This is a genomic window from Acinetobacter sp. 826659 (assembly GCF_000588515.1).
Classification (GTDB): domain Bacteria; phylum Pseudomonadota; class Gammaproteobacteria; order Pseudomonadales; family Moraxellaceae; genus Acinetobacter; species Acinetobacter pittii.
In genome coordinates, this window is sequence record NZ_JFYD01000010.1 from 70,947 (window position 1) to 94,671 (window position 23,725).

Annotated in this window: 18 protein-coding genes, 2 tRNA genes, 3 rRNA genes and 1 pseudogene; 9 read left to right on the forward strand and 15 right to left on the reverse strand. The window is 41.3% G+C overall.

Annotated features, from left to right (window positions below):
• Positions 1-113: 113 nt before the first annotated feature.
• The 4 genes from J663_RS17410 to J663_RS17425 all read right to left on the reverse strand — a co-directional run bounded on the left by J663_RS17410 (position 114) and on the right by J663_RS17425 (position 4,334).
• On the reverse strand, positions 114-1,433 hold the full coding sequence (locus J663_RS17410; protein WP_033851269.1) for an MFS transporter: 1,320 nt from the start codon (positions 1,431-1,433) through the stop codon (positions 114-116).
• A gap of 82 nt (positions 1,434-1,515) precedes the next feature.
• Entirely contained in the window at positions 1,516-2,160 is a 645-nt protein-coding gene (locus J663_RS17415; RefSeq protein WP_002121256.1) for a trimeric intracellular cation channel family protein, read from the reverse strand.
• Between the two features lie 45 nt (positions 2,161-2,205).
• Positions 2,206-2,673, reverse strand: a complete 468-nt coding sequence (locus J663_RS17420; RefSeq protein ID WP_005804012.1) for a YchJ family protein — start codon at positions 2,671-2,673, stop codon at positions 2,206-2,208.
• Positions 2,674-2,744: 71 nt separating this feature from the next.
• Positions 2,745-4,334 carry a TerC family protein gene (locus tag J663_RS17425; protein ID WP_002121643.1) on the reverse strand — a complete coding sequence of 530 codons (1,590 nt, stop codon included), beginning with the start codon at positions 4,332-4,334 and terminating at the stop codon, positions 2,745-2,747.
• A 326-nt stretch (positions 4,335-4,660) separates the two neighbouring features.
• Between J663_RS17425 and J663_RS17430 the strand changes: the two genes are divergently transcribed.
• The 4 genes from J663_RS17430 to dinB all read left to right on the forward strand — a co-directional run bounded on the left by J663_RS17430 (position 4,661) and on the right by dinB (position 8,739).
• Positions 4,661-5,284, forward strand: coding sequence for a TIGR00730 family Rossman fold protein (locus J663_RS17430; RefSeq protein ID WP_002062375.1), 624 nt, complete (start codon positions 4,661-4,663; stop codon positions 5,282-5,284).
• A 171-nt stretch (positions 5,285-5,455) separates the two neighbouring features.
• Entirely contained in the window at positions 5,456-6,847 is a 1,392-nt protein-coding gene (mdtD, locus tag J663_RS17435; RefSeq protein WP_033851272.1) for a multidrug transporter subunit MdtD, read from the forward strand.
• Between the two features lie 76 nt (positions 6,848-6,923).
• A complete protein-coding gene (locus J663_RS17440) occupies positions 6,924-7,682 on the forward strand; it encodes a GH25 family lysozyme (protein WP_032005806.1) in 759 nt (252 codons plus the stop codon).
• A gap of 1 nt (position 7,683) precedes the next feature.
• Positions 7,684-8,739 (forward strand): DNA polymerase IV, encoded by a 1,056-nt coding sequence (gene dinB, locus J663_RS17445; protein ID WP_033851274.1) that lies wholly within the window; start codon positions 7,684-7,686, stop codon positions 8,737-8,739.
• 4 nt (positions 8,740-8,743) lie between these two features.
• Here the strand turns inward: dinB and J663_RS19225 are convergent.
• Positions 8,744-8,860: pseudogene (locus J663_RS19225) on the reverse strand (hypothetical protein).
• A 200-nt stretch (positions 8,861-9,060) separates the two neighbouring features.
• Between J663_RS19225 and J663_RS17450 the strand changes: the two are divergent.
• A complete protein-coding gene (locus J663_RS17450) occupies positions 9,061-9,414 on the forward strand; it encodes a RidA family protein (RefSeq protein ID WP_033851275.1) in 354 nt (117 codons plus the stop codon).
• Positions 9,415-9,561: 147 nt separating this feature from the next.
• Here J663_RS17450 and J663_RS17455 read toward each other — a convergent pair whose 3' ends face one another.
• The 4 genes from J663_RS17455 to J663_RS17470 all read right to left on the reverse strand — a co-directional run bounded on the left by J663_RS17455 (position 9,562) and on the right by J663_RS17470 (position 14,782).
• On the reverse strand, positions 9,562-10,062 hold the full coding sequence (locus tag J663_RS17455; RefSeq protein WP_017385843.1) for a DUF2726 domain-containing protein: 501 nt from the start codon (positions 10,060-10,062) through the stop codon (positions 9,562-9,564).
• A 314-nt stretch (positions 10,063-10,376) separates the two neighbouring features.
• Positions 10,377-12,755 (reverse strand): YgiQ family radical SAM protein, encoded by a 2,379-nt coding sequence (locus tag J663_RS17460; RefSeq protein WP_033851277.1) that lies wholly within the window; start codon positions 12,753-12,755, stop codon positions 10,377-10,379.
• A 212-nt stretch (positions 12,756-12,967) separates the two neighbouring features.
• Complete coding sequence (locus J663_RS17465; RefSeq protein ID WP_033851279.1) at positions 12,968-14,227, reverse strand: esterase-like activity of phytase family protein; 1,260 nt, start codon at positions 14,225-14,227, stop codon at positions 12,968-12,970.
• Between the two features lie 150 nt (positions 14,228-14,377).
• Positions 14,378-14,782, reverse strand: a complete 405-nt coding sequence (locus tag J663_RS17470) for a helix-turn-helix domain-containing protein (protein ID WP_033851280.1) — start codon at positions 14,780-14,782, stop codon at positions 14,378-14,380.
• An 81-nt stretch (positions 14,783-14,863) separates the two neighbouring features.
• On the opposite strand from J663_RS17470, the gene J663_RS17475 reads away from it, so the two are divergent.
• The 4 genes from J663_RS17475 to J663_RS17490 all read left to right on the forward strand — a co-directional run bounded on the left by J663_RS17475 (position 14,864) and on the right by J663_RS17490 (position 17,061).
• Complete coding sequence (locus J663_RS17475; RefSeq protein ID WP_033851282.1) at positions 14,864-15,349, forward strand: DUF2938 domain-containing protein; 486 nt, start codon at positions 14,864-14,866, stop codon at positions 15,347-15,349.
• Positions 15,350-15,367: 18 nt separating this feature from the next.
• Entirely contained in the window at positions 15,368-15,934 is a 567-nt protein-coding gene (locus J663_RS17480) for a flavodoxin family protein (RefSeq protein ID WP_033851284.1), read from the forward strand.
• A 4-nt stretch (positions 15,935-15,938) separates the two neighbouring features.
• Positions 15,939-16,172: a DUF2798 domain-containing protein gene (locus tag J663_RS17485; RefSeq protein WP_033851292.1), complete on the forward strand. Its 234-nt coding sequence runs from the start codon at positions 15,939-15,941 to the stop codon at positions 16,170-16,172.
• 307 nt (positions 16,173-16,479) lie between these two features.
• Positions 16,480-17,061: a lytic transglycosylase domain-containing protein gene (locus tag J663_RS17490; RefSeq protein WP_214287875.1), complete on the forward strand. Its 582-nt coding sequence runs from the start codon at positions 16,480-16,482 to the stop codon at positions 17,059-17,061.
• A gap of 56 nt (positions 17,062-17,117) precedes the next feature.
• On the opposite strand, the gene cysK is transcribed toward J663_RS17490, so the two are convergent.
• The 6 genes from cysK to J663_RS17520 form a co-directional block, all read right to left on the reverse strand.
• Complete coding sequence (gene cysK, locus J663_RS17495) at positions 17,118-18,116, reverse strand: cysteine synthase A (protein WP_033851286.1); 999 nt, start codon at positions 18,114-18,116, stop codon at positions 17,118-17,120.
• Positions 18,117-18,239: 123 nt separating this feature from the next.
• Positions 18,240-18,354: ribosomal RNA gene (gene rrf, locus J663_RS17500) — 5S ribosomal RNA — on the reverse strand.
• Positions 18,355-18,540: 186 nt separating this feature from the next.
• Positions 18,541-21,431: ribosomal RNA gene (locus J663_RS17505) — 23S ribosomal RNA — on the reverse strand.
• Between the two features lie 352 nt (positions 21,432-21,783).
• Positions 21,784-21,859, reverse strand: a tRNA-Ala gene (locus J663_RS17510).
• Between the two features lie 55 nt (positions 21,860-21,914).
• Positions 21,915-21,991: transfer RNA gene (locus J663_RS17515), tRNA-Ile, on the reverse strand.
• A 59-nt stretch (positions 21,992-22,050) separates the two neighbouring features.
• Positions 22,051-23,588 (reverse strand): 16S ribosomal RNA (locus J663_RS17520).
• The 16S, 23S and 5S rRNA genes sit together here with 2 tRNA genes alongside, the layout of an rRNA operon.
• Between the last annotated feature and the right edge of the window lie 137 nt (positions 23,589-23,725).

The following is a 23,725-nucleotide window of genomic DNA, read 5'->3' on the forward strand; positions in this document are numbered from 1 at the left end:
AGTCTTATGCTAAGTGGGCTATGTTACAGACACAAGAGGGACTCTGTCACCTGAGCGTCAAATTATGTCTCATCTCTCTATATTTTTAGTTACTTGCTATAAAGTTAGGCAAACTAGAGACCTATCGACTCTAGTCTTTTACCTTGGGTTTCTTCACCTAATATTAAAATTACAGCTGCAACCAAAAGTAAAACAATAGTAAACATCATAAAAACATGGCTAAACCCATTTTTGGAAACCATCATATGTGTCACGACTATCGGCGCCAAAATTCCACCTAAACGGCCCATTGCCGATGCCCAGCCCGAACCAAAAGCCCGAATATTGGCCGGATATTGTTCTGGTGTATAGGTATATAACACTCCCCATGCACCCAAATTAAAGAAGGACATGAGACAACCCCAAAACATAATGCTATTTACACTATCGGCTTTTCCAAAGAAAAATGCAGACAAGGCACAAAACCCGATAAATGCAGCGAGTGTAATTTTTCTACCTAATCGCTCTACAAACCATGCTGCTGCCAAGTAACCTGGTAGCTGCGCCAAAATCATAAGCAAAACATATTCAAAAGATTTAACGATGTCATAGCCCTGTTTCACTAATAAACTTGGCAGCCACGTAAAGATCCCGTAGTAGGAATAAACAATTCCAAACCAGATGAGCCAAAGCATTAAGCTTCTACGAGCAAATTGACCACTCCAAAGCTGTTTAAATGAAACTTTTTGTCGCATCGCCACAGGCACGACTTCAATATGGTGAACAATTTGCACACATGCTTCGGCTTCTAGTTTTTGTACCAGTGCATGCGCTTCTTCGATACGGCCACGATTAATCAAATACGGTATCGACTCAGGGACTTTTTTCCAAATCACTAAAATATAAATAAGTGGAAGACCGCCTATAAGAAAGGCAATATGCCATCCAAATTTAGGAATAATAAAATAAGAAATGAGCGCAGCAACCAACCAGCCTAATCCCCAAAAACTTTCAAGTAGAACGATAAATCTTCCACGAACATGAGCAGGCACATATTCACTGACCAGCGTGACTGCTACAGGTAATTGACCACCTAGCCCCAACCCAACAATAAACCGAAAAATTAATAGCCACTTTAGATCAGGGGCAAAAGCACATAACGCAGTCGCAATACTATAGATGGCCATGGTAACTGCAAATATTGTCTTTCGGCCAAAGCGGTCTGCTAAAGCTCCTGAGCAAACAGCTCCAATAGCCATTCCTACAAAACCGATACTCACAATCCAACCGCTTTCGGCTGGTGTTAATGCCCAGTCTTTAACAAGCGTTGTCATGATAAAAGCAATGATCCCTGTGTCCATCGCATCAAACATCCAACCTAAACCAACCACCCACAGTAATGTGTAGTGAAATTTGCCAATTGGAAGATTTTGTATACGTGAAACCAGATCCATAGGAAAAACTCTACTGGAAAAAATAAGTGAGCAAGACAATATATTTAATTGTTATATCATGCTCACATCGAATTCTGCATGATTAATGTTCGTCGGTTGAAGAAGCCGATTCTGCATCATCGTCTTTATAAATAAATTTAGGCATTTCTAAGCCAAAATAGATTGCAATCAGACGTAACGTAAAGCCAAAAATTAAAGTTGAAATAACGGTTAACTCTAGGCTTAATCCTAAATCCTGACAAACCCAGTAACAAATGACTGCCACAAAAGAGATACTCGCATAGAGTTCACGGCGGAAAACGAACGGGACATCGTTACATAAAATATCACGTAAAATACCACCAGATACTCCAGTCAACACTCCAGCTACTGCCGATACGACAAAACCATGTCCCATTTGTAAGGCAATCTGGCAACCAATGATCGTAAAACCAATCAAGCCTAAAGCATCGAGCACCAAAAAGATGTTATGTAAATGACGCATCCATTTGGCAATAATAATCGTGACAAATGCAGCACAGCAGGTCAGAACCAAGTATTCAGGGTGTTTTACCCAAGTTAAAGGATAGTGACCAAGCAATACATCTCGCACCGAACCACCACCTAAAGCAGTCACACAGGCAATCAGTACGACACCGAACCAGTCCATACTCCGTCGACCAGCAGACAATGCACCTGTCATGGCTTCCGCAGTAATCGCAATAATATAAATAACGGTGAGTAACATCGCCCTTTCCCTCAGGCCAAACAGTGGGCGTATTTTAAGATAAACTTACAGAAATTGTGCACAGCATTGCTTAAATTTTTTTCCTGAACCACATATACAAGGTTGTTTCATTGTGACGTGCATATCGACCGTTGGGTCGAGGAAAAACCATTTTTGCTGGTGATAAACAAAATGTGAAACCTCATGATGAATTTGGGCTTTTTGTCCATCATGATAGTGAGCCTTAAACTCAACCTGTGCGTGGGTTTTATCTAATTTTTCGTTGGCATTAACCACCTCTAAACCCAACCATTGGTTTTGTTTGCTCCACTCTGCGATGGCATCTTTATCTAGTGCTGTTTGCTGACCTAAAGCAGTCGTTTGCACAATATAATCGATTTGCTGTAATGCAAAAGCGCTATAACGTGAACGCATAAGCTGCTCTGCCGTTAGTGCTTTGGCTGTGCCTAAATGTAAAGGCTCACAACATTGTGTATAGCTGCCTTTTCCACATGGACAAGTTTGTTGGATCATTTGGTGTTTCTCAAATAAAAAATAGCTCAGAGTTGAGCTATTTTATGATGTTTCTAGACTTAAAACGTCATTTAATCTTTTGATTCATCTTGCTCGATAGAAACAATATGAACTTTCTCAATTTTATGACCTTCCATCGTAATCACTTCAAAGCGATAACCGTCTGCCTCAACAGCTTCACCATTTTCCGGTAAACGGCCTAAATGGAATAACAAGTAGCCCGATAAAGTTGAATACTGTTCACTTTCGTCAACGAGATCACGACCTAATAAAAGTGATACATGGCGAATATCAGTTGAACCTTCAAGCATTAATGAACCATCTGCCAAGCTTTCAGCAGCAGCGTCTAACTCATCTTCATCAGGGAATTCGCCAGCAATTGCTTCTAAGATATCAATTGGTGTTGCGATACCTTCGATGGAACCATATTCATTTAATACGATAGCCATTTGTAAAGGTGCTTGACGCAATTGCTCCATCACCATAAGCACTTGAGCATTTTCATGCACAATCACAGGTTCACGTAGATGCTTTTGGAAATCAATTACACCTGTTTCAATAAAATTGTTTAAAACTTTATGCGTAAGTGCAATACCCTCAATATTATCAAGTTCACCGCGTGCAACGATCAAACGTGAGTGTGTCATCGACATTAAACGTTCTTTTAAAACTTCAGGTTCATCGTCTAAGTCAATCCACTCAAGTTCAGGGCGTGGAGTCATAACAGATTTTACAGGACGCTCTGATAAACCAAGCACACCTTGTACAAGTACACTGTGATAAGCACCATTTTCTTCGTCAAAAACTTCATCAGCAAAAGCTTGCGTCGCTAATACATCTTCTTTATCAGAAGATTGAGTATCTGAAGAACTACTATTTTTACTGCCTAACATACGTAAAACCGCAGAGGCAGTGCGATAACGCAAGTCTGTAGTGGTAACTAGCTTTTCCTGATTGCGACGCATGCTCTGATTGATAACTTCTACCAAAACCGAGAAGCCAATTGCAGCATATAAATAGCCCTTCGGAATATGGAAACCAAAGCCTTCCACCACCAAAGAAAAACCGATCATCATCAAGAAGCCAAGACATAGAATGACAACTGTTGGATGTTTATTGACAAAATCCATGAGTGGTTTTGATGCCCACAACATGATTCCGACAGCAATAACAACCGCAACCATCATGACTGACAGCTCTTTCACCATACCTACAGCTGTAATCACACTGTCTAACGAGAATACAGCATCAAGCACAACAATCTGGACAATAACCATCCAGAATGCAGCATGAACAGGATTATCTTCTTTATGAAGTTGTTTCCCTTCCATCCGTTCATGCAATTCCATGGTGCCTTTAAATAATAAGAACACACCACCGAATAACAAAATCAAATCACGACCAGAGAATGGATGATCAAAAATATGGAAGAGTGGCTCAGTCAGTGTCACGACCCAAGCAATCGAGGCTAAGAGTACAAGGCGCATTCCTAATGCGAGTACCAAACCGACTATACGTGCTTTAGCTCGTTGCTCTGGCGGCAATTTCTCAGCCAAAATCGCGATAAAAACGAGGTTATCGATCCCCAATACAATTTCAAGAACGATTAAAGTTGCTAAACCCACCCAAGCAGAGGGATCAGACATCCATTCAAAGATCATTGATCCTGCTCCTGTGTTGTTTGGATTTTATCTTTATTTGGCAACACAACAGGCGCGCCTATACAAAGGGGGGAAAATGTTTTTTTAAGACAAGAAATTAAAACGGAGCGACTACAACCACTACCCATATTTGTTCATATGTTGTTAAACGAATTTTTAGTATAGGCAAGATTTAACATAAATTCATCATTTTTATTTGTTCATGACCAGCGTTCACCAAACCCATACAAAACATGAATCTTTCTTATAAATCTGCTTATAAAGTTGTCATATCTTTTGCTTACTGTAGACAAGAAATATGAACGTGATAAGGTAAAAATAAAACAATGAATAGCGTATTAACAATGGCAGTAAATGATTCACCAATAACAGCTGTAAAAACAAAACAACCTCTTATTGCATTATATTGTGGTTCACGTGCAGGAAATAACCCAATCTACCGAGAAAAAGCAATTGAACTTGCTCATGGAATCGCTGAACAAGGCTTTGGATTAGTCTATGGCGGTGCCAGTATCGGTTTAATGGGACAAGTCGCAGAGAGCGTTCTCGCAAACGGCGGAGAAGCTGTCGGTGTGATCCCTGAATTTATGCTTGATTATGAAGTCGCACATGCAGGCCTAACTGAATTACATGTCGTAGAAACCATGCATGAACGTAAAGCCATGATGGCAGAACGTGCAAGTGCATTTATTGCGTTGCCGGGTGGTTTAGGAACATTTGAAGAAATATTGGAAATAGCCACTTGGGGCCAACTCAACCAACATCAAAAGCCCATGATTTTATATAACGTAAATGGCTTTTATAACGCACTTATTGCCCAATTAGACCATGCAGTTCAAGAAGGTTTCCTTCCCCTTCAACATCGAGCTAAATTAATTGTATGTGATGATGTTGATCAAATTTATAACGTCATTAAAAACTTAAAAATGCCAAAAAGATTTGTTGTCTAGTTGTCCACCTATTCTATTTAAAAAAGCGGTTCTGCCGCTTTTTTTGTTTTAACTATTTTCACCTCTACCTTCAAAAGAACTCAGATTTAGTAAAGGGGTATTCAACATTGGCTTACTTCTTTTAAATTCAATTTGTTTTACACTAGACCAAAACGTTAATTTTCAAATGTTATGAATGCCACGCCGACTCACCAAGCCTTGCAACCCGAATATCGCTTACTCGTTCTTTTGGTTTCTATTGGCTTTTTTATGCAGGCCTTGGACACAACCATTGTAAATACTGCTATTCCTGCGATGGCTCATCATCTAAATGAAGATCCTTTACGCATGCACAGTGTAGTGGTGGCCTATGTATTATCGGTTGCTGCCTGTATTCCTTTAAGTGGCTGGTTAGCAGACCGCTTTGGTGTCAGAAATATTTTCTTGTCGGCAATCGTCATTTTTACTCTGGCTTCTTTAGGATGTGGACTTTCACAAAGTCTCAATCAGCTGTTATTTTTCCGAGTCATCCAAGGCATAGGCGGCGCCTTATTACTCCCTGTTGGCCGATTATCACTTTTAAAAATTATTCCTCGAACTCAGTTCTTAGCTGCGATGAGCTTAATGAGCCTTGCGGGTTTACTCGGGCCTTTGGCTGGTCCAACTTTGGGCGGATGGTTGGTTGAAGTTGCAACTTGGCATTGGATTTTCCTGATTAATATTCCTATGGGCATACTTGGCATATTAATGACACTAAAAGTCATGCCGAATGTAAAAGAACCCTCGGTCAAAACATTTGATTTGGGCGGTTTCATCTTATTAGTAGTGGCCATGATTGGCTGGTCTTTAGGGATCGAACATCTAGCCTCACCTGAATATTCAAAATGGTTTAGCATTTCATTATTAGTCGTCGGAATAATAGCAACGCTTTGGTATGCCTATCATTCACATACTCATCAAAATGCATTATTTCGTAGCCGACTCTTTAGAAACAAAATTTACGCAATTGGTATTTTAGGTAATTTCTTTGCTCGCTTTGGTGGTAATGCTTTGCCTTTTGTTTTACCACTCATGCTACAAGTTGCTTTTGGTTTTGAACCCTTTATTGCAGGTTTAATGATGATTCCCTTGGTCTTGGGCTCATTATTTTCAAAGCCAATTGTCAGACCTATTATTCAAAAAATTGGCTACCGACGTTTTTTACTCATCAACACAACACTCGTTGGATTATGTATTGCCTCTTTTGCAATCATGACCGTCGATACTCCAACTTGGTTTAGAGCCTTGCACTTTTTCTTGTTTGGCACATTAAATTCACTGCAATTTGTTGGCATGAATACATTAACCTTGAAAGACTTGCCTCAACAAGATGCGAGTAGCGGTAATAGTTTCTTGTCGATGATCATGATGCTATCAATGAGTATTGGTGTTGCACTGGCAGGTACCCTCATTAACGTATTTACCAATTATTATGGCCCAGCTCATGTAACCACTGCATTCCATGTCACTCTCATTTGTCTCGGTTGTATCAATGTCATTACTGCTTTTATTTTCTGGCAAATTCCAAAGGATACGTCTGTATAAGCGGTTGCATTTTTAACATGGTTTCTCGCTCGCGAATCACGCTATGATGTCGACTTCAAATTTTAACGAGTTTTGAATGAGCAAACTGGCTAAAACTTTTTTCACATCACGGCACGATACCCTAATCGGAATTGGCTTAGCTTGTGTTATGGGAGTCTTAGCTTATTTTGGTCTGTTCTATCAACAAAAAGCTGTTGCGCAGGATTATCCAGTGCAAGGGTTCGATGTTTCTCATCATCAAGGTGATATTAACTGGAAAAAAATATCACCGGAAAAATTCCAATTCGTCTATTTAAAAGCGACTGAAGGCGGCGATTACAAAGATTCAAAATTTCAGGAAAACTGGCTCAAAGCACGTGAACATGGGTTTCATGTAGGCGCTTATCACTTTTATCGTCTATGCCGTGATGGTAAGACGCAAGCAGATAACTTTATTGCGACTGTACCCAACAAAGCCGATGCCCTTCCTCCTGTTATCGATCTAGAATATGACGGTAACTGTATTAATGCGCACACCAAAGAACAATTACTTAAAGAAATAGGCATCATGCATGACCGCTTAAAACAGCACTATGGCAAACAGCCCATCTTTTATATTTCCAAAACTTTTTACCACATTGTATTAATAGGAAGTTTTCCTAATACACCGCTTTGGGTTAGAGATTACGAAGGAAAACCTGAGCTGAAAGACAAAAGAAAATGGCTCTTTTGGCAACATAGTAATCAAGGTAAAATTGAAGGCATGACAAAACCAGTAGACTTAAATGTTTATGAGGGTTCAGTCAAAGAATGGCATCATTTTTTACAGCAGCAAGGCATCGTGAAAGCACAATAATATGCGCAAAATCATTCATATCGATATGGATGCCTTCTATGCATCGGTCGAATTACGAGAGCGTCCTGATCTAAAGCATCTTCCCGTCGTTATTTCTTCGCATCACCCGCGAGCTGTGATTGCTGCTGCCTCCTACCCTGCCCGTGAATTTGGTTTGCGTTCTGCCATGTCGATGAGTCAGGCAAGAAAACTATGTCCTCAAGTTGTCATTATTGAACCAAATTTTGAAAAATACCGTACGGTCTCCGCTCAAATTCACTCGATCTTTCAGCAATATACGCTACTTATTGAGCCTTTATCTTTGGATGAAGCTTATTTGGATGTCACTGAAAATTTAAAACACATTGCGAGTGCAACTGAAGTTGCTATGCACATTCGAGAAGATATTTTTAGATTAACTGGGCTTACTGCATCGGCTGGGGTGGCACCAAATAAGTTTTTGGCAAAAATTGCTTCCGACTGGAACAAACCTAATGGTTTATGTGTAATCAAACCTTCGCAAGTTGCTACTTTTATTCAAGACCTTCCGCTTAAAAAGATTCCTGGTGTAGGCAAAGTCACTCAGGAAAAATTACAACAGCTACAGCTACATACGCTGGGTGATTTACAGAAAATTGAAGAAGCTATTTTGGTTCACCACTTCGGTAAATATGGACAACAACTCTATCTATATGCTCAGGGCATTGACCATAGACCTGTTCAAGCTGAAAGAGCTCGCCAACAAATTTCGAAAGAGACCACTTTTGACAGTGATTTTACTTTGGCTCAATGTCAGCCCTATTGGCAGGGATTAGCCGAAAAAGTGTGGCAAACATTAGAGAAAAAACAGCTCAATGCACGTGGTGTGAATATCAAACTTAAACTCAAGAATTTTCAGACTTTACAACATAGTAAAAGCTTTAAAAGACCGATCCAGTCGCTACAGGACTTAATCCAAGTTTTATTTTTATTATTAAATGAAATGCAGATTCCCGAACATTTCCAGTTTCGCCTGATTGGTATAGGAGTTTATCAATTACAAACGCAAGCTGATGACTTCCAGCTTAACCTCTGGTGACTGATTAATTTTTACTCGAAAGAGCAACTTTTGAACAAAATAGGCTCCCTTTTACCCAAACTTTAGAGTAACCTAATCAACGCATATTCATTACCCATGTATTTGCAACATGCCAAAGCAACCTTTACTTTCGGCATATCGTCCTGTGATTGGCGTGACGACCAAATCCGAATATTACAGGGCACTTAAAGTACATGGAGCTTGCCCATTCTTATAAATCACAACAATAATCTACTGAAATTCTTTTGCACTTGCTTGCACCGACCTAGCAACTCTTCATAAAATCAAAACTATTAAATAAAACCACATTAGAGCATTTTTATGACGGTAAAACGCTTACACGTTACTTCACGCTACTGCGAAGTCGCGATTTCAGGTAATTTAGTCCACTTAGCAGGACAACTCGCAGACGATACAAGCGCAGATGTTACAGGGCAGACTCAACAAACTTTAAATAATATTGACCGTCTATTGGCAGAAGCTGGAACAGATAAAACCCATATCCTTTCTGTCATGATTTTCCTAAAAGATATTGAAAAAGATTATGCAGCTATGAATGCGGTTTGGGATGCATGGATTAGCGAAGGACATCCACCAGCACGTACATGTGTAGAATCAAAACTCTATGCGCCAGATGTACTGGTAGAAATGACGGTTGTTGCGGTACTTCCATAATTTTTATAATTATAAATCCATGTAAAATTGAGCAATATCTTGGGTGATATTGCTCAATTTTTTAGTAATTTTAAAATTTTGAATTTCAGCATTTTATTCAAATCTTCTTAAATGAGCTCTCAGATCAATTCTGCTAATGTCGAATTTTTAAGGCTTCACAAAAGCGTTTGACATTCTTTCTAGCTGGGGTGTCGCATGCAAAGTTGCTAATTCTGATTCAGGACTCAATAAGTCTCTTCTTAAGTCATGATAATCAGGCACACTGCTATAATGAAGCACACGATAGCCAGCCAATTGTAATAGGCGACGCTCATATTGTTGATGCGCTCGGCGTAAACCATTTTCCCCAAGAACAACAACTACAACTACCTGATAATTTTGATCAAGCACAACAAAATCAGCTGACATATTTTGATATTTACGACGTGTATGCGCGTATTTTGTAGTTAAAAGTGCATCAAAAGATACATGCGCTAATACGGTAAATTTGGGCAAAACAGTTTGTAGTCTGGTTAAGGTCATTTGCTCATGACTAGTTAACACCGCACGGCGCTTTAAAGCACTGTCATGTTGATGCCTTCGTGACAGACTTTTCACTGCCATAACAACAACCAAAAATAATAATAAGATCGTGATTAAATAATACATGGGCCTAATCCTTTAAGTTTTTTATAATGATTTTGCTAGATCACACTTTGTTTTAATTGATAACGACACAGCCGTTTTTTAAAAGGTTCACTTAGTAATTTCACTTGTAGTTATCAAGCTTGGCTTAAATTTAGCCACCCTCACATTATTTATAATCATAGAATCAATAACAATCAAGTGCAGCTCGTCAGATTTTGGCTATTTATCATTATTCGTTACGTTTTTTGTACTTTAAATCCTCAAAAATCTCATTATACGATTTAAATAGAGTCATAAAAAACAAAACAGGCTCTATTTAAGAGCCTGTTTTATCATTATCCACGAACTTTGGATTTAGGTTTGCTTTTCCCATCAAACGGTCTTTTTTCTCCAGTTTCACGAGGAGGCAAACCATTATGTTGCGTTAGAACCTGTCCTTTTTGTGGACGCTTTTGATTCGAATGATTATTCGTTTGCTGGTTATTTCGTTTAACTGAATCACCTGCTGTAGACGAATTTTTCTTACGAGCAGACTTATATTCCCCTTCCGTGCCTTTTGGCTGATAAGTCGGAATTAAATGCTGCTTCGAATTACCAATTAAATCTGCGCGACCCATCTCTTTTAGGGCCTCACGGAGTAATGGCCAGTTGTTTGGATCATGATAACGCAAGAAAGCTTTATGCAGACGACGGCGTTTTTCACCTTTTACAATATCAACTTTTTCAGTATAGCGAGCGACTTTAGCAAGCGGGTTCTTGCCCGAATAATACATGGTTGTTGCAGTTGCCATTGGTGATGGATAAAAAGTCTGTACCTGATCGGCACGGAAACCATTCTTTTTCAACCAAATTGCAAGGTGCATCATGTCATAATCTGAAGTACCCGGATGCGCAGCAATAAAGTAAGGAATTAAATATTGCTCTTTACCTGCTTCTTTACTGAAACGGTCAAACATTTGTTTGAAACGATCATACGTACCAATACCCGGTTTCATCATCTTAGATAACGGGCCTTGTTCGGTATGTTCAGGAGCAATTTTTAAATAACCACCAACATGGTGTTGTACTAGTTCTTTTACATATTCAGGGTTGAGTACGGCAAGGTCATAACGTAAACCTGACCCAATCAGAATCTTCTTCACCCCTTTAATAGCGCGGGCTTTACGGTAAAGCTGTACTAAAGGTGCATGATCCGTATGTAAGTTTTGACAAACACCCGGATATACACAAGAAGGTTTACGACAGTTTTTCTCAATTTCAGGATCTTTACAGTGCAAACGGTACATGTTTGCTGTTGGGCCACCTAAATCTGAAATAATACCGGTGAAGTTTGGTGCCGTATCACGGATTTTTTCAATCTCACGTAAGATCGAATCTTCCGAACGGTTTTGGATAATACGACCTTCATGTTCTGTAATCGAACAGAATGTACAGCCGCCAAAACAGCCACGCATAATGTTGACCGAGAATTTGATCATATCAAATGCAGGGAAACGCGCATCACCATAAGTAGGATGTGGCAAACGTGCATATGGAAGATCAAACACATAGTCCATTTCTTCTGTAGTTAGAGGAATTGGAGGTGGGTTAATCCACACATCACGTTCACCATGGCGTTGCACCAACGCACGAGCATTACCTGGATTAGTTTCAAGGTGCAAAATACGGTTTGCATGTGCGTAAAGCACTTGATCATTTGCCACTTCTTCAAAAGAAGGTAAGCGAATAACCGCCAACTCTCGTGGTGGTAATTTGTGTTTAATTGCTTTTGACGGTGCTGGCTTTAATTGAACGATTTGAGTGTCGTCATCAAGTTTATCGCCTTCACGCACAATCGGATTTGCAACAATCTCTTTTTGGAAATTTTGATACTGAGCTAAAGAGTTACCCTTTTCTTTTTCAACCTCACAGCCATCAATATCTTCTGTCATGACATATGGGTTAATAATTGGATCAACACGCCCAACCGTATCTACATCATTACTCGCAACTTCAACAAACTTTGCTTTTGATGCTTTGTTATGTTTATTAATAATAAATGCTGTACCACGGACGTCTGTAATCTCGTGGATTTTTTCACCTTTAGCCAAGCGATGCATCACATCAATAATGGCACGCTCACCATTACCATACATGAGCAAATCGGCTTTTGAGTCCATCAAAATCGAACGACGGACTTTATCTGACCAATAATCGTAGTGGGCAATACGGCGTAAACTGCCTTCAATACCACCCAATAACACAGGTACATCAGGGAAAGCTTCTCGACAACGTTGGCAATAAACTGTTGCTGCACGGTCTGGACGTTTATTTGGTTCATTATTTGGAGAATAAGCATCATCCGAACGAATTTTACGATCTGCCGTATAACGGTTAATCATCGAATCCATATTACCTGCGGTTACACCCCAAGCAATTGTTGGCTTACCTAAAACGCGGAAGCTTTCAACATTGGTCCAGTCTGGCTGCGCAATAATTCCGACACGGAAACCTTGTGCCTCAAGCACACGTCCAATCACACCCGATACAAATGATGGATGGTCAATATAAGCATCACCACAGACTAAAATAAAGTCACAAGCATCCCAGCCGAGTTGGTCCATTTCTTCTCGTGACATCGGCAAAAATGGCGCTGGTTCAAAACACGACGCCCAATATTTGTCGTAATCAAACAACGCTTTTGGCGCAGTTTGCATGGTGTAGGCAGTAGACATGGCTTGCGAATCTCGGCTAGCAGATGAAGGAGAGACATCTAAAGATGAAAGCCGATCATTTTAACATGAATTTCATTCATTTTCCCTGTTTATAAAACATGCGAAAACAACAATATAGAAATTAATTTGATTAAAGTTTATTCAATATTTTATTCTTAGAATAAATACGGCGGATCAAAATCCGCCACAGTTTTAATTTTTATTTATAGAGCTTAGAACAAAGCTTTTGGCAAACGAATTTGAATAATCTCGTTATCGTCAGCCAGTTTTGCGTTACGTCCTGTAGAACCAGGGAAATTATTATCATTGAAAACGGTAAGAGTTGTAGCATTTTCAATAATCACATCTTCAATGGTTTCAAATGGGAAAGCAAAAGCCTGTCCCGTACCAATATCACCTGCTCTAGCTGTGCCATACAGCATATTCGGGTTAGCAATTTTAATTAAATCAACTAAATCTTCACGGCTTACTAGCTGGCCTGACTCATTCAATTTAATACGAATTAATTTTTTATAGCCGCCTAAATTATTCTGGGTGGCATCACGTTCAATAATGATCCCTTCTTTATCATTAAAGAGTTGGAAGTCACCAATATTGGTTGCCTTGCTGTCTAGCTGGAACCAATAATATTTCCCTGTATACGCTTTTTTCTTCACATCAAATTGAGAAATCAATAATTGTCTTTCCGTTTCTCGAATTGACTTAATTGGCTTTTCTACAAGTGGGTAAAGATACTGTCCATCTGGCGAAATTGCCATTCCTTCAAAACCACCACTTTGCTGAACTAGAGGTTCTACAAAATTAATTTGCGCTTTATTAAATTGATTTTGTGGTGAACGTAATTCTTGAGTCGGATTTAACGGATTTGGCAGAGCAATCGGCGCATCTAATAACACGCCATCTGCTGAAAAATGAAGTAAATAAGGTCCAAACTCATCTCCAATCCAGTAGGTCCCGTCACTAGTACGCTGCATCGACTCTGGGTCAAAATCAGCACCCGTTAATAAACGCTCAGCTGTATCACCATTCACGATATTAAATGGAATTAATTTATTCGGATCACGCAGTTGGATAAAGCTTTGTACAGTAACTTGGCTCGTGCCTTTAGCTTTAGTTTTGAAATCCGGCTTTATTTTATAAATACGAAGTAAAAAGTCTGCTGAATTATCTTGAGTTCCAAAACCGTTATCGGCCATTGCCATATAACTGCCATCTTCATTTTTTAATGCAGCAGAAAAGCCTTGTACAGGTTGACCTTTAAATGGAGGATAAATTCCATTTGCACCTTTCACATATGCACCAGAGTCTGGACCAGCAGCATAAGTTTCTACAGGTAATTTAGCAAAAGAAATTAAGGTTGGTTCGGTAACGGTTTCAGTAGGTGAAGTTTGTTCTTGGTCGTTATCATCATTACATGCCGCCAATCCTAAACTGGCACAGCATAATAATACCGCTAATGTTTTTTTGCTCATGGTTTTATACAGTTGGTAAAAAATTAAGCAAATTTAATCAAGCTTATATGAAGTTTTTACTTCAAAAAGATGAAATCTTTATGGCGAAAATATGACAAGACCAACTATTTAATACAACCTCAAAAATTAGACCTCTTCGCTAAAAACTGCTTAAAGTTTTGTTGGTTGATATTCTCCAGCAATTGCTGCTTTTAAAAATTTTTGGAAAGTTGGACATTCCATATGATTTTCGGCAGGACATACAGCAGCGTGTTCTAATCCTTGGCTGATAAAATGCAATCGCTTTGCCATTTGCTCTAACTGTTCAGCTTTATCTTTTAATTTTTGCCGGTCAAGCTCAGGCTTACCATCTTGCCCAAACATTGTTGCGATTTCATTTAAGGAAAAACCCGCAGCACGACCTAAAGAGATTAATGCCAATTGATCAATGACCTGCTTGCCATATTGTCGACGTAAGCCTTGCCGCCCAATCGACTTAATTAGCCCCTTCTCTTCATAAAAGCGTAGCGTTGCAGTTGTGACTTTTGCCTTTTTAGCAACTTCACCAATATCCATAATAGCCTCTTGACTTCAAGTGAACTTGAACTTGCACAATAAATTTATCACGTTTCATACGTATAAAAGCAAGGTGTAAAAATGAATATCTCTACGTTGTTCTTTCAAGCTTTATGTCTTGGTATTGGTGCAACTATATTTATGGATATCTGGCTATTAATATTAAAGATGTTCAAAATTCCGACCTTAAATTTTGCCTTCCTCGGCCGCTGGGTTGGTTGGATATTTCAAGGGAAACTCATCCATCAATCTATTGCAAAAAGCCCTCAAATTAAGGGCGAATATTTATTGGGTTGGATTGCTCACTATAGTGTTGGGATTATCTTTGCATTGAGTTTTCTTTTCATTATTGGTTCAACTTGGCTTAGCCATCCTCAGTTTTACTCAGCTCTAATGTTTGGTGTAGTCACCGTCCTCATTCCATTTTTTATTATGCAACCTGCGATGGGTAGTGGCTTTGCTTCATCAAAAACACTTCATCCTTTTTTGAACTGTCTAAAAAGTTTGATGAACCATAGTGTTTTTGGTTGTGGCTTATATCTCACTGCAAAACTATTTCAAATTTAAATAAAGCGGAGACTGCTCATGAAAACTGTTGCCATTATTTACCATAGCCGCCAAGGTCACACCCAATTTATTGCTCAGCAAATTCAAACTGGTATTTTGAGCCATAAAAATATGAAAGCAGATTTACTCAATACTGAAGATATTATCAACAGCCCAGAAATTCTCATCCAATATGACGGCTTAATTTGGGGATCCCCCACTTATTTAGGTGGTGTATCTTCCAAGTTAAAACAACTCATGGACGCAACTGGTCCATTATGGAAAAAACAAAGTTTTAAAGGAAAATTAGCGGCTGGATTTACCGTTTCATCTCTTCCTGCTGGTGATAAACAATCGACGTTAATTTCGATTTTCACCTTTTGTATGCAACACGGCATGTTATGGGTCGGTAATCCAATCATGCCTGAACAGCACCAAGGCATTCCTTATACGCAAGCAGCCAATCGTCTCGGTTCATGGTCAGGCTTAATGGCTCAAGCTGAACCTGGCAGTAATGCAGATGGTTTTGATGAAGGAGATATTAAAACTGCTCAACAATTTGGAGAAAATTTTGCATTGACCTTAAATGCTTATCAAGGAATATAAGGCCATGAAAGCACAGAAACTTTTATTCCTCTTAATTTTATCAGGAATGATGTCTTTTATAGTTTCAGGTATTTCAACTTTCAAGGCTGTAGGGCTAAATCATCACTTTGTTTCATTATGGTTATCGGCTTGGATCATTGCATGGATATTAGCTTTCCCAAGAGTATTGATTTGTGCTCCTATAGCCCAGAAATTAGTCGACATCATATTTAAGAAAGTTGAAAAAATACGCCTGTAAGTTAAAACGTACAAAACTTGCGGTGATTTGCGGATATTCAGCTTTAGTATTTTTTCATAGTATATAAATCATAGAGAGACAGGATGTCTCATTGAAGAAGAATAAGAACGCAGGAAGCGGTAGTTGACAGGAGTTAGCTACATAAAGCTGAATACGAAGAAACCTCGACAGGATGTCGGGGTTTTTTCATTTTAATTATACAAAATTCTTACTTTTTAGATGTGCTGAGCAACAGAACTTATATTGATCTGATAAGTACGGCTGAATACCATCATTTCATTTAAAATTTGATTATTGGTTTTGTATTTTGCTTACCTCATCTTTAGCTCAAGATCATTTTGAACCATCACAATTACACCGTCTTAGCCTCAAATTTTTTATTATTGCTTTAATGATAATAATGACAGGGTGTACAAGCTTAGGGCCTAACAGTGGCTCATTTTCTTGGCGCTCAAATAAACTCTCGTCTGGCTTACAAAAAGCTTATTCTGTTCCAGCGAGCACAGCCAATCGGCTATCTCCAATGATTATTCAAAGTGCTGACCAATATAATGTCCCCCCTCTTTTACTCGCAGCAGTCATCAGGCAAGAGTCTAGTTACAATAGTAACGCTCGCTCTCCTACTGGCGCCGTCGGTTTAACTCAAATTATTCCAAGTTATTGGCAACAAACTTGTGCTGGGAATTTGTATGATGAAACTACTAATATCCAATGTGGGGCTTATATCTTAAATCACTATTATCAGTCAGCTGATAGTTGGTTCAAAGCAACAGCTTATTATAATGTGGGACCGACTGGATATGAGCGAAGCTTCTGGACACGACACAAAGCAAAAAAATATGCTCGATCTGTGAAACGTCATCAGAAAACTTTAAAAAGTGCATTATAAATTCAGATCAAATAAAAAAAGCCCATCTATTAATGGGCTTTTTTACATAGTTAATTTTATTCGTCAAATAAACCTTCAAATAAAACAGAAGATAAATAACGTTCTCCGCTATCAGGAAGAATAACAACTATTGTTTTACCAGCATTTTCAGGACGCTCTGCAATTTTAGCTGCAGCAGCCAAGGCAGCTCCACTTGAGATACCTACCAAAATACCTTCTTGAGTTGCACAGTTTCTCGCCCATTGAATTGCTTCCTCACTACTCACTGGTAAGACTTCATCAACCAAATCTAAATCAAGATTTTTTGGAATAAAGTTTGCACCAATCCCCTGAATTTTATGGGGTGCAGGCGTAATACTTTCACCATTTTTGGTTTGAGTAATAATTGGAGACTCAGCAGGTTCAACTGCTACTGAGTACAATGGCTTATTTTGGACCTGTTCAAAATAACGAGAAATACCCGTTATCGTACCTCCAGTACCTACGCCAGCAACTAAAATATCAACCTGCCCACCTGTTGCTTGCCAAATTTCTGGGCCAGTTGTGTCCACATGAATTTGTGGATTGGCTGGGGTTTCAAATTGTTGTGGCAAAAAATAAACATCTGGCTGCTCAGTTGCTAATCGTACCGCTTCATCAACCGCACCTTTCATCCCTTTCGCCGGTTCGGTTAGAACTAAATTAGCACCTAAAGCTTTTAATACTTTTCTGCGTTCAAGACTCATGCTGGCTGGCATGGTCAAAGTAATTGGATAACCCTTCGCCGCCGCAACAAAAGCCAATGCAATCCCTGTATTACCACTAGTTGGTTCAACTATATGCATGCCTTCTTTCAACACACCTCTTTTTTCTGCATCTGCAATAAGTGCAGCCCCAATACGGCATTTCACAGAAAAGGCAGGATTACGACTTTCTATTTTCGCTAATACAGTTGCACCAGTTTTAATTAAACGGTTGATACGAACTAAAGGCGTATTACCAATAGCTTCTGCATTATTTGAATAAACTGCGATACCTAAATTATTGGGCGTTGGAAATTGCTGATCGGTAGACATGTTATATCCTTATTAGACTTGATATGAATTTCTTCCATTATAATCATATAAAGAATTGTAGGTATAAATTCCGCGCATAAAAAAACACCCCCATTCATTGGAACGGGGGTGTTTAGAATAATGAGCTGGCGATGACTTACTCTCACATGGGTAACCCCACACTACCATCAGCGCTAAGAGGTTTCACTTCTGAGTTCGGGAAGGGATCAGGTGGTTCACTCTTGCTATGGTCGCCAGCACAACTGTTTATGGATACTTGCTTCGTTTTATTCACTGTGTGATACGTTGCGTTTTCCAAATCTTTACAGATGGGCTGATTGGTCTGATTTTCGTTGTTCATTTTAGCTAAGTGTTTAACTAAATCAAGTTGCTTTGCATATTTATGAATCGATTGATGCTTCATATACAACTGCTTGGGTGTTGTATAGTCAAGCCTCACGAGCAATTAGTATTGGTCAGCTTCACATATCACTATGCTTCCACATCCAACCTATCAACGTCCTAGTCTCGAACGGCTCTTTAGAGGAATAAATTCCTAGGGAAATCTTATCTTGAGGTAGGCTTCCCGCTTAGATGCTTTCAGCGGTTATCCCTTCCGAACATAGCTACCCGGCGATGCGACTGGCGTCACAACCGGTACACCAGAGGTTCGTCCACTCTGGTCCTCTCGTACTAGGAGCAGATCCTCTCAAATTTCCAGCGCCCACGGTAGATAGGGACCGAACTGTCTCACGACGTTCTAAACCCAGCTCGCGTACCTCTTTAAATGGCGAACAGCCATACCCTTGGGACCTGCTTCAGCCCCAGGATGAGATGAGCCGACATCGAGGTGCCAAACACCGCCGTCGATATGAACTCTTGGGCGGTATCAGCCTGTTATCCCCAGAGTACCTTTTATCCGTTGAGCGATGGCCCTTCCATACAGAACCACCGGATCACTAAGACCTACTTTCGTACCTGCTCGACTTGTGGGTCTCGCAGTTAAGCGCGCTTTTGCCTTTATACTCTACGCGTGATTTCCGACCACGCTGAGCGCACCTTCGTACTCCTCCGTTACTCTTTAGGAGGAGACCGCCCCAGTCAAACTACCCACCAGACACGGTCCTCGTCCCGGATAACGGGACAGAGTTAGAACCTCAACATTACCAGGGTGGTATTTCAAGGACGGCTCCATTGGAACTAGCGTTCCAACTTCAAAGCCTCCCACCTATCCTACACAAGTAAGGTCAAAGTTCAGTGTCAAGCTGCAGTAAAGGTTCACGGGGTCTTTCCGTCTAGCCGCGGGTACACTGCATCTTCACAGCGATTTCGATTTCACTGAGCCTCTGCTGGAGACAGCGCCGCCATCATTATGCCATTCGTGCAGGTCGGAACTTACCCGACAAGGAATTTCGCTACCTTAGGACCGTTATAGTTACGGCCGCCGTTTACTGGGGCTTCGATCAAGAGCTTCGCTTACGCTAACCCCATCAATTAACCTTCCAGCACCGGGCAGGCATCACACCCTATACGTCCACTTTCGTGTTTGCAGAGTGCTATGTTTTTAATAAACAGTTGCAGCGGCCTGGTTTCTGCGGCTGTCGTCAGCTCAGGAAGCAAGTTCCATCACCAACAACAGCGTACCTTCTCCCGAAGTTACGGTACCATTTTGCCTAGTTCCTTCAGCAGAGTTCTCTCAAGCGCCTTGGTCTACTCGACCTGACCACCTGTGTCGGTTTCGGGTACGATTCCTGTGTAACTGAAGCTTAGAGACTTTTCCTGGAAGCATGGTATCAGCCACTTCGCTGTACAAGTACAGCTTGCTATCGGATCTCAGTATAGAGTACCCCGGATTTGCCTAAGATACATACCTACATCCTTCCACCTGGACAACCAACGCCAGGCTGACTTAACCTTCTCCGTCCTCTCATCGCATTACACAGAAGTATTGGAATATTAACCAATTTCCCATCGACTACGCCTTTCGGCCTCGCCTTAGGGGTCGACTCACCCAGCCCCGATTAACGTTGGACTGGAACCCTTGGTCTTTCGGCGAACGGGTTTTTCACCCGTTTTGTCGTTACTCACGTCAGCATTCGCACTTCTGATACCTCCAGCATACTTCTCAATACACCTTCATCGGCTTACAGAACGCTCCCCTACCACTTGACTAATGTCAAATCCGCAGCTTCGGCACATAGTTTTAGCCCCGTTACATCTTCCGCGCAGGCCGACTCGACTAGTGAGCTATTACGCTTTCTTTAAAGGGTGGCTGCTTCTAAGCCAACCTCCTAGCTGTCTATGCCTTCCCACATCGTTTCCCACTTAACTATGATTTTGGGGCCTTAGCTGGCGGTCTGGATTGTTTTCCTCTTGACTACGGACGTTAGCACCCGCAGTCTGTCTCCCGGATAGTACTCATAGGTATTCGGAGTTTGCATCGGTTTGGTAAGTCGGGATGACCCCCTAGCCGAAACAGTGCTCTACCCCCTATGGTATTCGTCCGAGGCGCTACCTAAATAGCTTTCGGGGAGAACCAGCTATCACCAGGCTTGATTAGCCTTTCACCCCTATCCACAAGTCATCCCCTGGCTTTTCAACGACAGTGGGTTCGGTCCTCCAGTTAGTGTTACCCAACCTTCAACCTGCTCATGGATAGATCGCCTGGTTTCGGGTCTATACCCAGCAACTAAACGCCCTATTAAGACTCGGTTTCCCTACGGCTCCCCTATACGGTTAACCTTGCTACTGAATATAAGTCGCTGACCCATTATACAAAAGGTACGCAGTCACACCACGAAGGTGCTCCCACTGCTTGTATGCATGCGGTTTCAGGATCTATTTCACTCCCCTCACAGGGGTTCTTTTCGCCTTTCCCTCACGGTACTGGTTCACTATCGGTCAGTCAGGAGTATTTAGCCTTGGAGGATGGTCCCCCCATATTCAGACAAGGTTTCACGTGCCTCGCCCTACTCGTCATCATTATGTGTGCCCTTTCGTGTACGGGAATATCACCCTCTACGTTCGCACTTCCCAGAGCGTTCCACTAAAACACACATAACTTAATGGGCTGATCCCCGTTCGCTCGCCGCTACTGAGGGAATCTCAATTGATTTCTTTTCCTAAGGGTACTGAGATGTTTCACTTCCCCTCGTTCGCCTTGCAACACTATGTATTCATGTTGCAATACCTACCTTAAAGTAGGTGGGTTCCCCCATTCAGAAATCTCCGGATCAAAGGATATTTGCCGCCTCCCCGGAGCTTTTCGCAGGCTATCACGTCTTTCATCGCCTCTGACTGCCAAGGCATCCACCACATGCACTTAATTACTTGACTATACAACCCCAAACAGTCGTCAACACCTACAAGTGAGTGTTGTCCGTGCGATTCTTCATCGCTACTATCTGTTGTCTGTGTACTTAAACACTGTACAGCTTCAATCTAAATTCATATACCAAAACGCTTGATTCAGTTAATTTGCTAGTTCTCAATTCATCTAGATTAATTGCTTAATCTAAACTCTTGAGTGAACAATTTATTTCAGACTCAATTTTGCCAATCTGTTAATGAATAAACACGCCTTCGTCAGGTCATGCTTAATACCGTGATACTTAAATCACAGAAGTTAATAAACCAAGACCGAAATCTCTATTTACTAATTTCTGTAATCCGAACTTCTCTTAAGTTCTGGTGGAGACTAGGAGAGTCGAACTCCTGACCTCCTGCGTGCAAAGCAGGCGCTCTACCAACTAAGCTAAGTCCCCAGCTTACATCATCAGTCATGTATCTTTTATCTATAACTTCAACCAGTCAAAGTCATGGTGGGTCTGACAAGACTTGAACTTGTGACCCCACGCTTATCAAGCGTGTGCTCTAACCAACTGAGCTACAGACCCTCAGATACATCTATGAAGAACAACTTGTTGTGGATTCTTACCAATCGTCAATCTTTCGTTAAGGAGGTGATCCAGCCGCAGGTTCCCCTACGGCTACCTTGTTACGACTTCACCCCAGTCATCGGCCACACCGTGGTAACCGCCCTCTTTGCAGTTAGGCTAGCTACTTCTGGTGCAACAAACTCCCATGGTGTGACGGGCGGTGTGTACAAGGCCCGGGAACGTATTCACCGCGGCATTCTGATCCGCGATTACTAGCGATTCCGACTTCATGGAGTCGAGTTGCAGACTCCAATCCGGACTACGATCGGCTTTTTGAGATTAGCATCCTATCGCTAGGTAGCAACCCTTTGTACCGACCATTGTAGCACGTGTGTAGCCCTGGCCGTAAGGGCCATGATGACTTGACGTCGTCCCCGCCTTCCTCCAGTTTGTCACTGGCAGTATCCTTAAAGTTCCCGACATTACTCGCTGGCAAATAAGGAAAAGGGTTGCGCTCGTTGCGGGACTTAACCCAACATCTCACGACACGAGCTGACGACAGCCATGCAGCACCTGTATGTAAGTTCCCGAAGGCACCAATCCATCTCTGGAAAGTTCTTACTATGTCAAGGCCAGGTAAGGTTCTTCGCGTTGCATCGAATTAAACCACATGCTCCACCGCTTGTGCGGGCCCCCGTCAATTCATTTGAGTTTTAGTCTTGCGACCGTACTCCCCAGGCGGTCTACTTATCGCGTTAGCTGCGCCACTAAAGCCTCAAAGGCCCCAACGGCTAGTAGACATCGTTTACGGCATGGACTACCAGGGTATCTAATCCTGTTTGCTCCCCATGCTTTCGCACCTCAGCGTCAGTGTTAGGCCAGATGGCTGCCTTCGCCATCGGTATTCCTCCAGATCTCTACGCATTTCACCGCTACACCTGGAATTCTACCATCCTCTCCCACACTCTAGCTAACCAGTATCGAATGCAATTCCCAAGTTAAGCTCGGGGATTTCACATTTGACTTAATTAGCCGCCTACGCGCGCTTTACGCCCAGTAAATCCGATTAACGCTTGCACCCTCTGTATTACCGCGGCTGCTGGCACAGAGTTAGCCGGTGCTTATTCTGCGAGTAACGTCCACTATCTCTAGGTATTAACTAAAGTAGCCTCCTCCTCGCTTAAAGTGCTTTACAACCATAAGGCCTTCTTCACACACGCGGCATGGCTGGATCAGGCTTGCGCCCATTGTCCAATATTCCCCACTGCTGCCTCCCGTAGGAGTCTGGGCCGTGTCTCAGTCCCAGTGTGGCGGATCATCCTCTCAGACCCGCTACAGATCGTCGCCTTGGTAGGCCTTTACCCCACCAACTAGCTAATCCGACTTAGGCTCATCTATTAGCGCAAGGTCCGAAGATCCCCTGCTTTCTCCCGTAGGACGTATGCGGTATTAGCATTCCTTTCGAAATGTTGTCCCCCACTAATAGGCAGATTCCTAAGCATTACTCACCCGTCCGCCGCTAAGATCAGTAGCAAGCTACCTCTCTCCGCTCGACTTGCATGTGTTAAGCCTGCCGCCAGCGTTCAATCTGAGCCATGATCAAACTCTTCAGTTAAAATCATTTTGTACCTTATTTAAAGACAAGGTACCAATTCTGGCTCATCAATTACTGACTTAAATTTCGCTCAAATAAACTTCGAGTAATTTAAACCAATCAATCAATGAAAATTATTTCGATTAATCAATCAGTAA

Coding starts and splice junctions, on each gene's coding strand:
- mdtD (WP_033851272.1), top strand. CDS start 5,456: ATGAATGCCACGCCGACTCACCAAGCCTTGCAACCCGAATATCGCTTA.
- J663_RS17450 (WP_033851275.1), top strand. CDS start 9,061: ATGACGGTAAAACGCTTACACGTTACTTCACGCTACTGCGAAGTCGCG.
- J663_RS17425 (WP_002121643.1), bottom strand. CDS start 4,334: ATGATCTTTGAATGGATGTCTGATCCCTCTGCTTGGGTGGGTTTAGCA.
- J663_RS17470 (WP_033851280.1), bottom strand. CDS start 14,782: ATGGATATTGGTGAAGTTGCTAAAAAGGCAAAAGTCACAACTGCAACG.
- J663_RS17430 (WP_002062375.1), top strand. CDS start 4,661: ATGAATAGCGTATTAACAATGGCAGTAAATGATTCACCAATAACAGCT.
- J663_RS17475 (WP_033851282.1), top strand. CDS start 14,864: ATGAATATCTCTACGTTGTTCTTTCAAGCTTTATGTCTTGGTATTGGT.
- J663_RS17485 (WP_033851292.1), top strand. CDS start 15,939: ATGAAAGCACAGAAACTTTTATTCCTCTTAATTTTATCAGGAATGATG.
- dinB (WP_033851274.1), top strand. CDS start 7,684: ATGCGCAAAATCATTCATATCGATATGGATGCCTTCTATGCATCGGTC.
- cysK (WP_033851286.1), bottom strand. CDS start 18,116: ATGTCTACCGATCAGCAATTTCCAACGCCCAATAATTTAGGTATCGCA.
- J663_RS17480 (WP_033851284.1), top strand. CDS start 15,368: ATGAAAACTGTTGCCATTATTTACCATAGCCGCCAAGGTCACACCCAA.
- J663_RS17410 (WP_033851269.1), bottom strand. CDS start 1,433: ATGGATCTGGTTTCACGTATACAAAATCTTCCAATTGGCAAATTTCAC.
- J663_RS17465 (WP_033851279.1), bottom strand. CDS start 14,227: ATGAGCAAAAAAACATTAGCGGTATTATTATGCTGTGCCAGTTTAGGA.
- J663_RS17415 (WP_002121256.1), bottom strand. CDS start 2,160: ATGTTACTCACCGTTATTTATATTATTGCGATTACTGCGGAAGCCATG.
- J663_RS17420 (WP_005804012.1), bottom strand. CDS start 2,673: ATGATCCAACAAACTTGTCCATGTGGAAAAGGCAGCTATACACAATGT.
- J663_RS17460 (WP_033851277.1), bottom strand. CDS start 12,755: ATGTCTACTGCCTACACCATGCAAACTGCGCCAAAAGCGTTGTTTGAT.
- J663_RS17440 (WP_032005806.1), top strand. CDS start 6,924: ATGAGCAAACTGGCTAAAACTTTTTTCACATCACGGCACGATACCCTA.
- J663_RS17455 (WP_017385843.1), bottom strand. CDS start 10,062: ATGTATTATTTAATCACGATCTTATTATTATTTTTGGTTGTTGTTATG.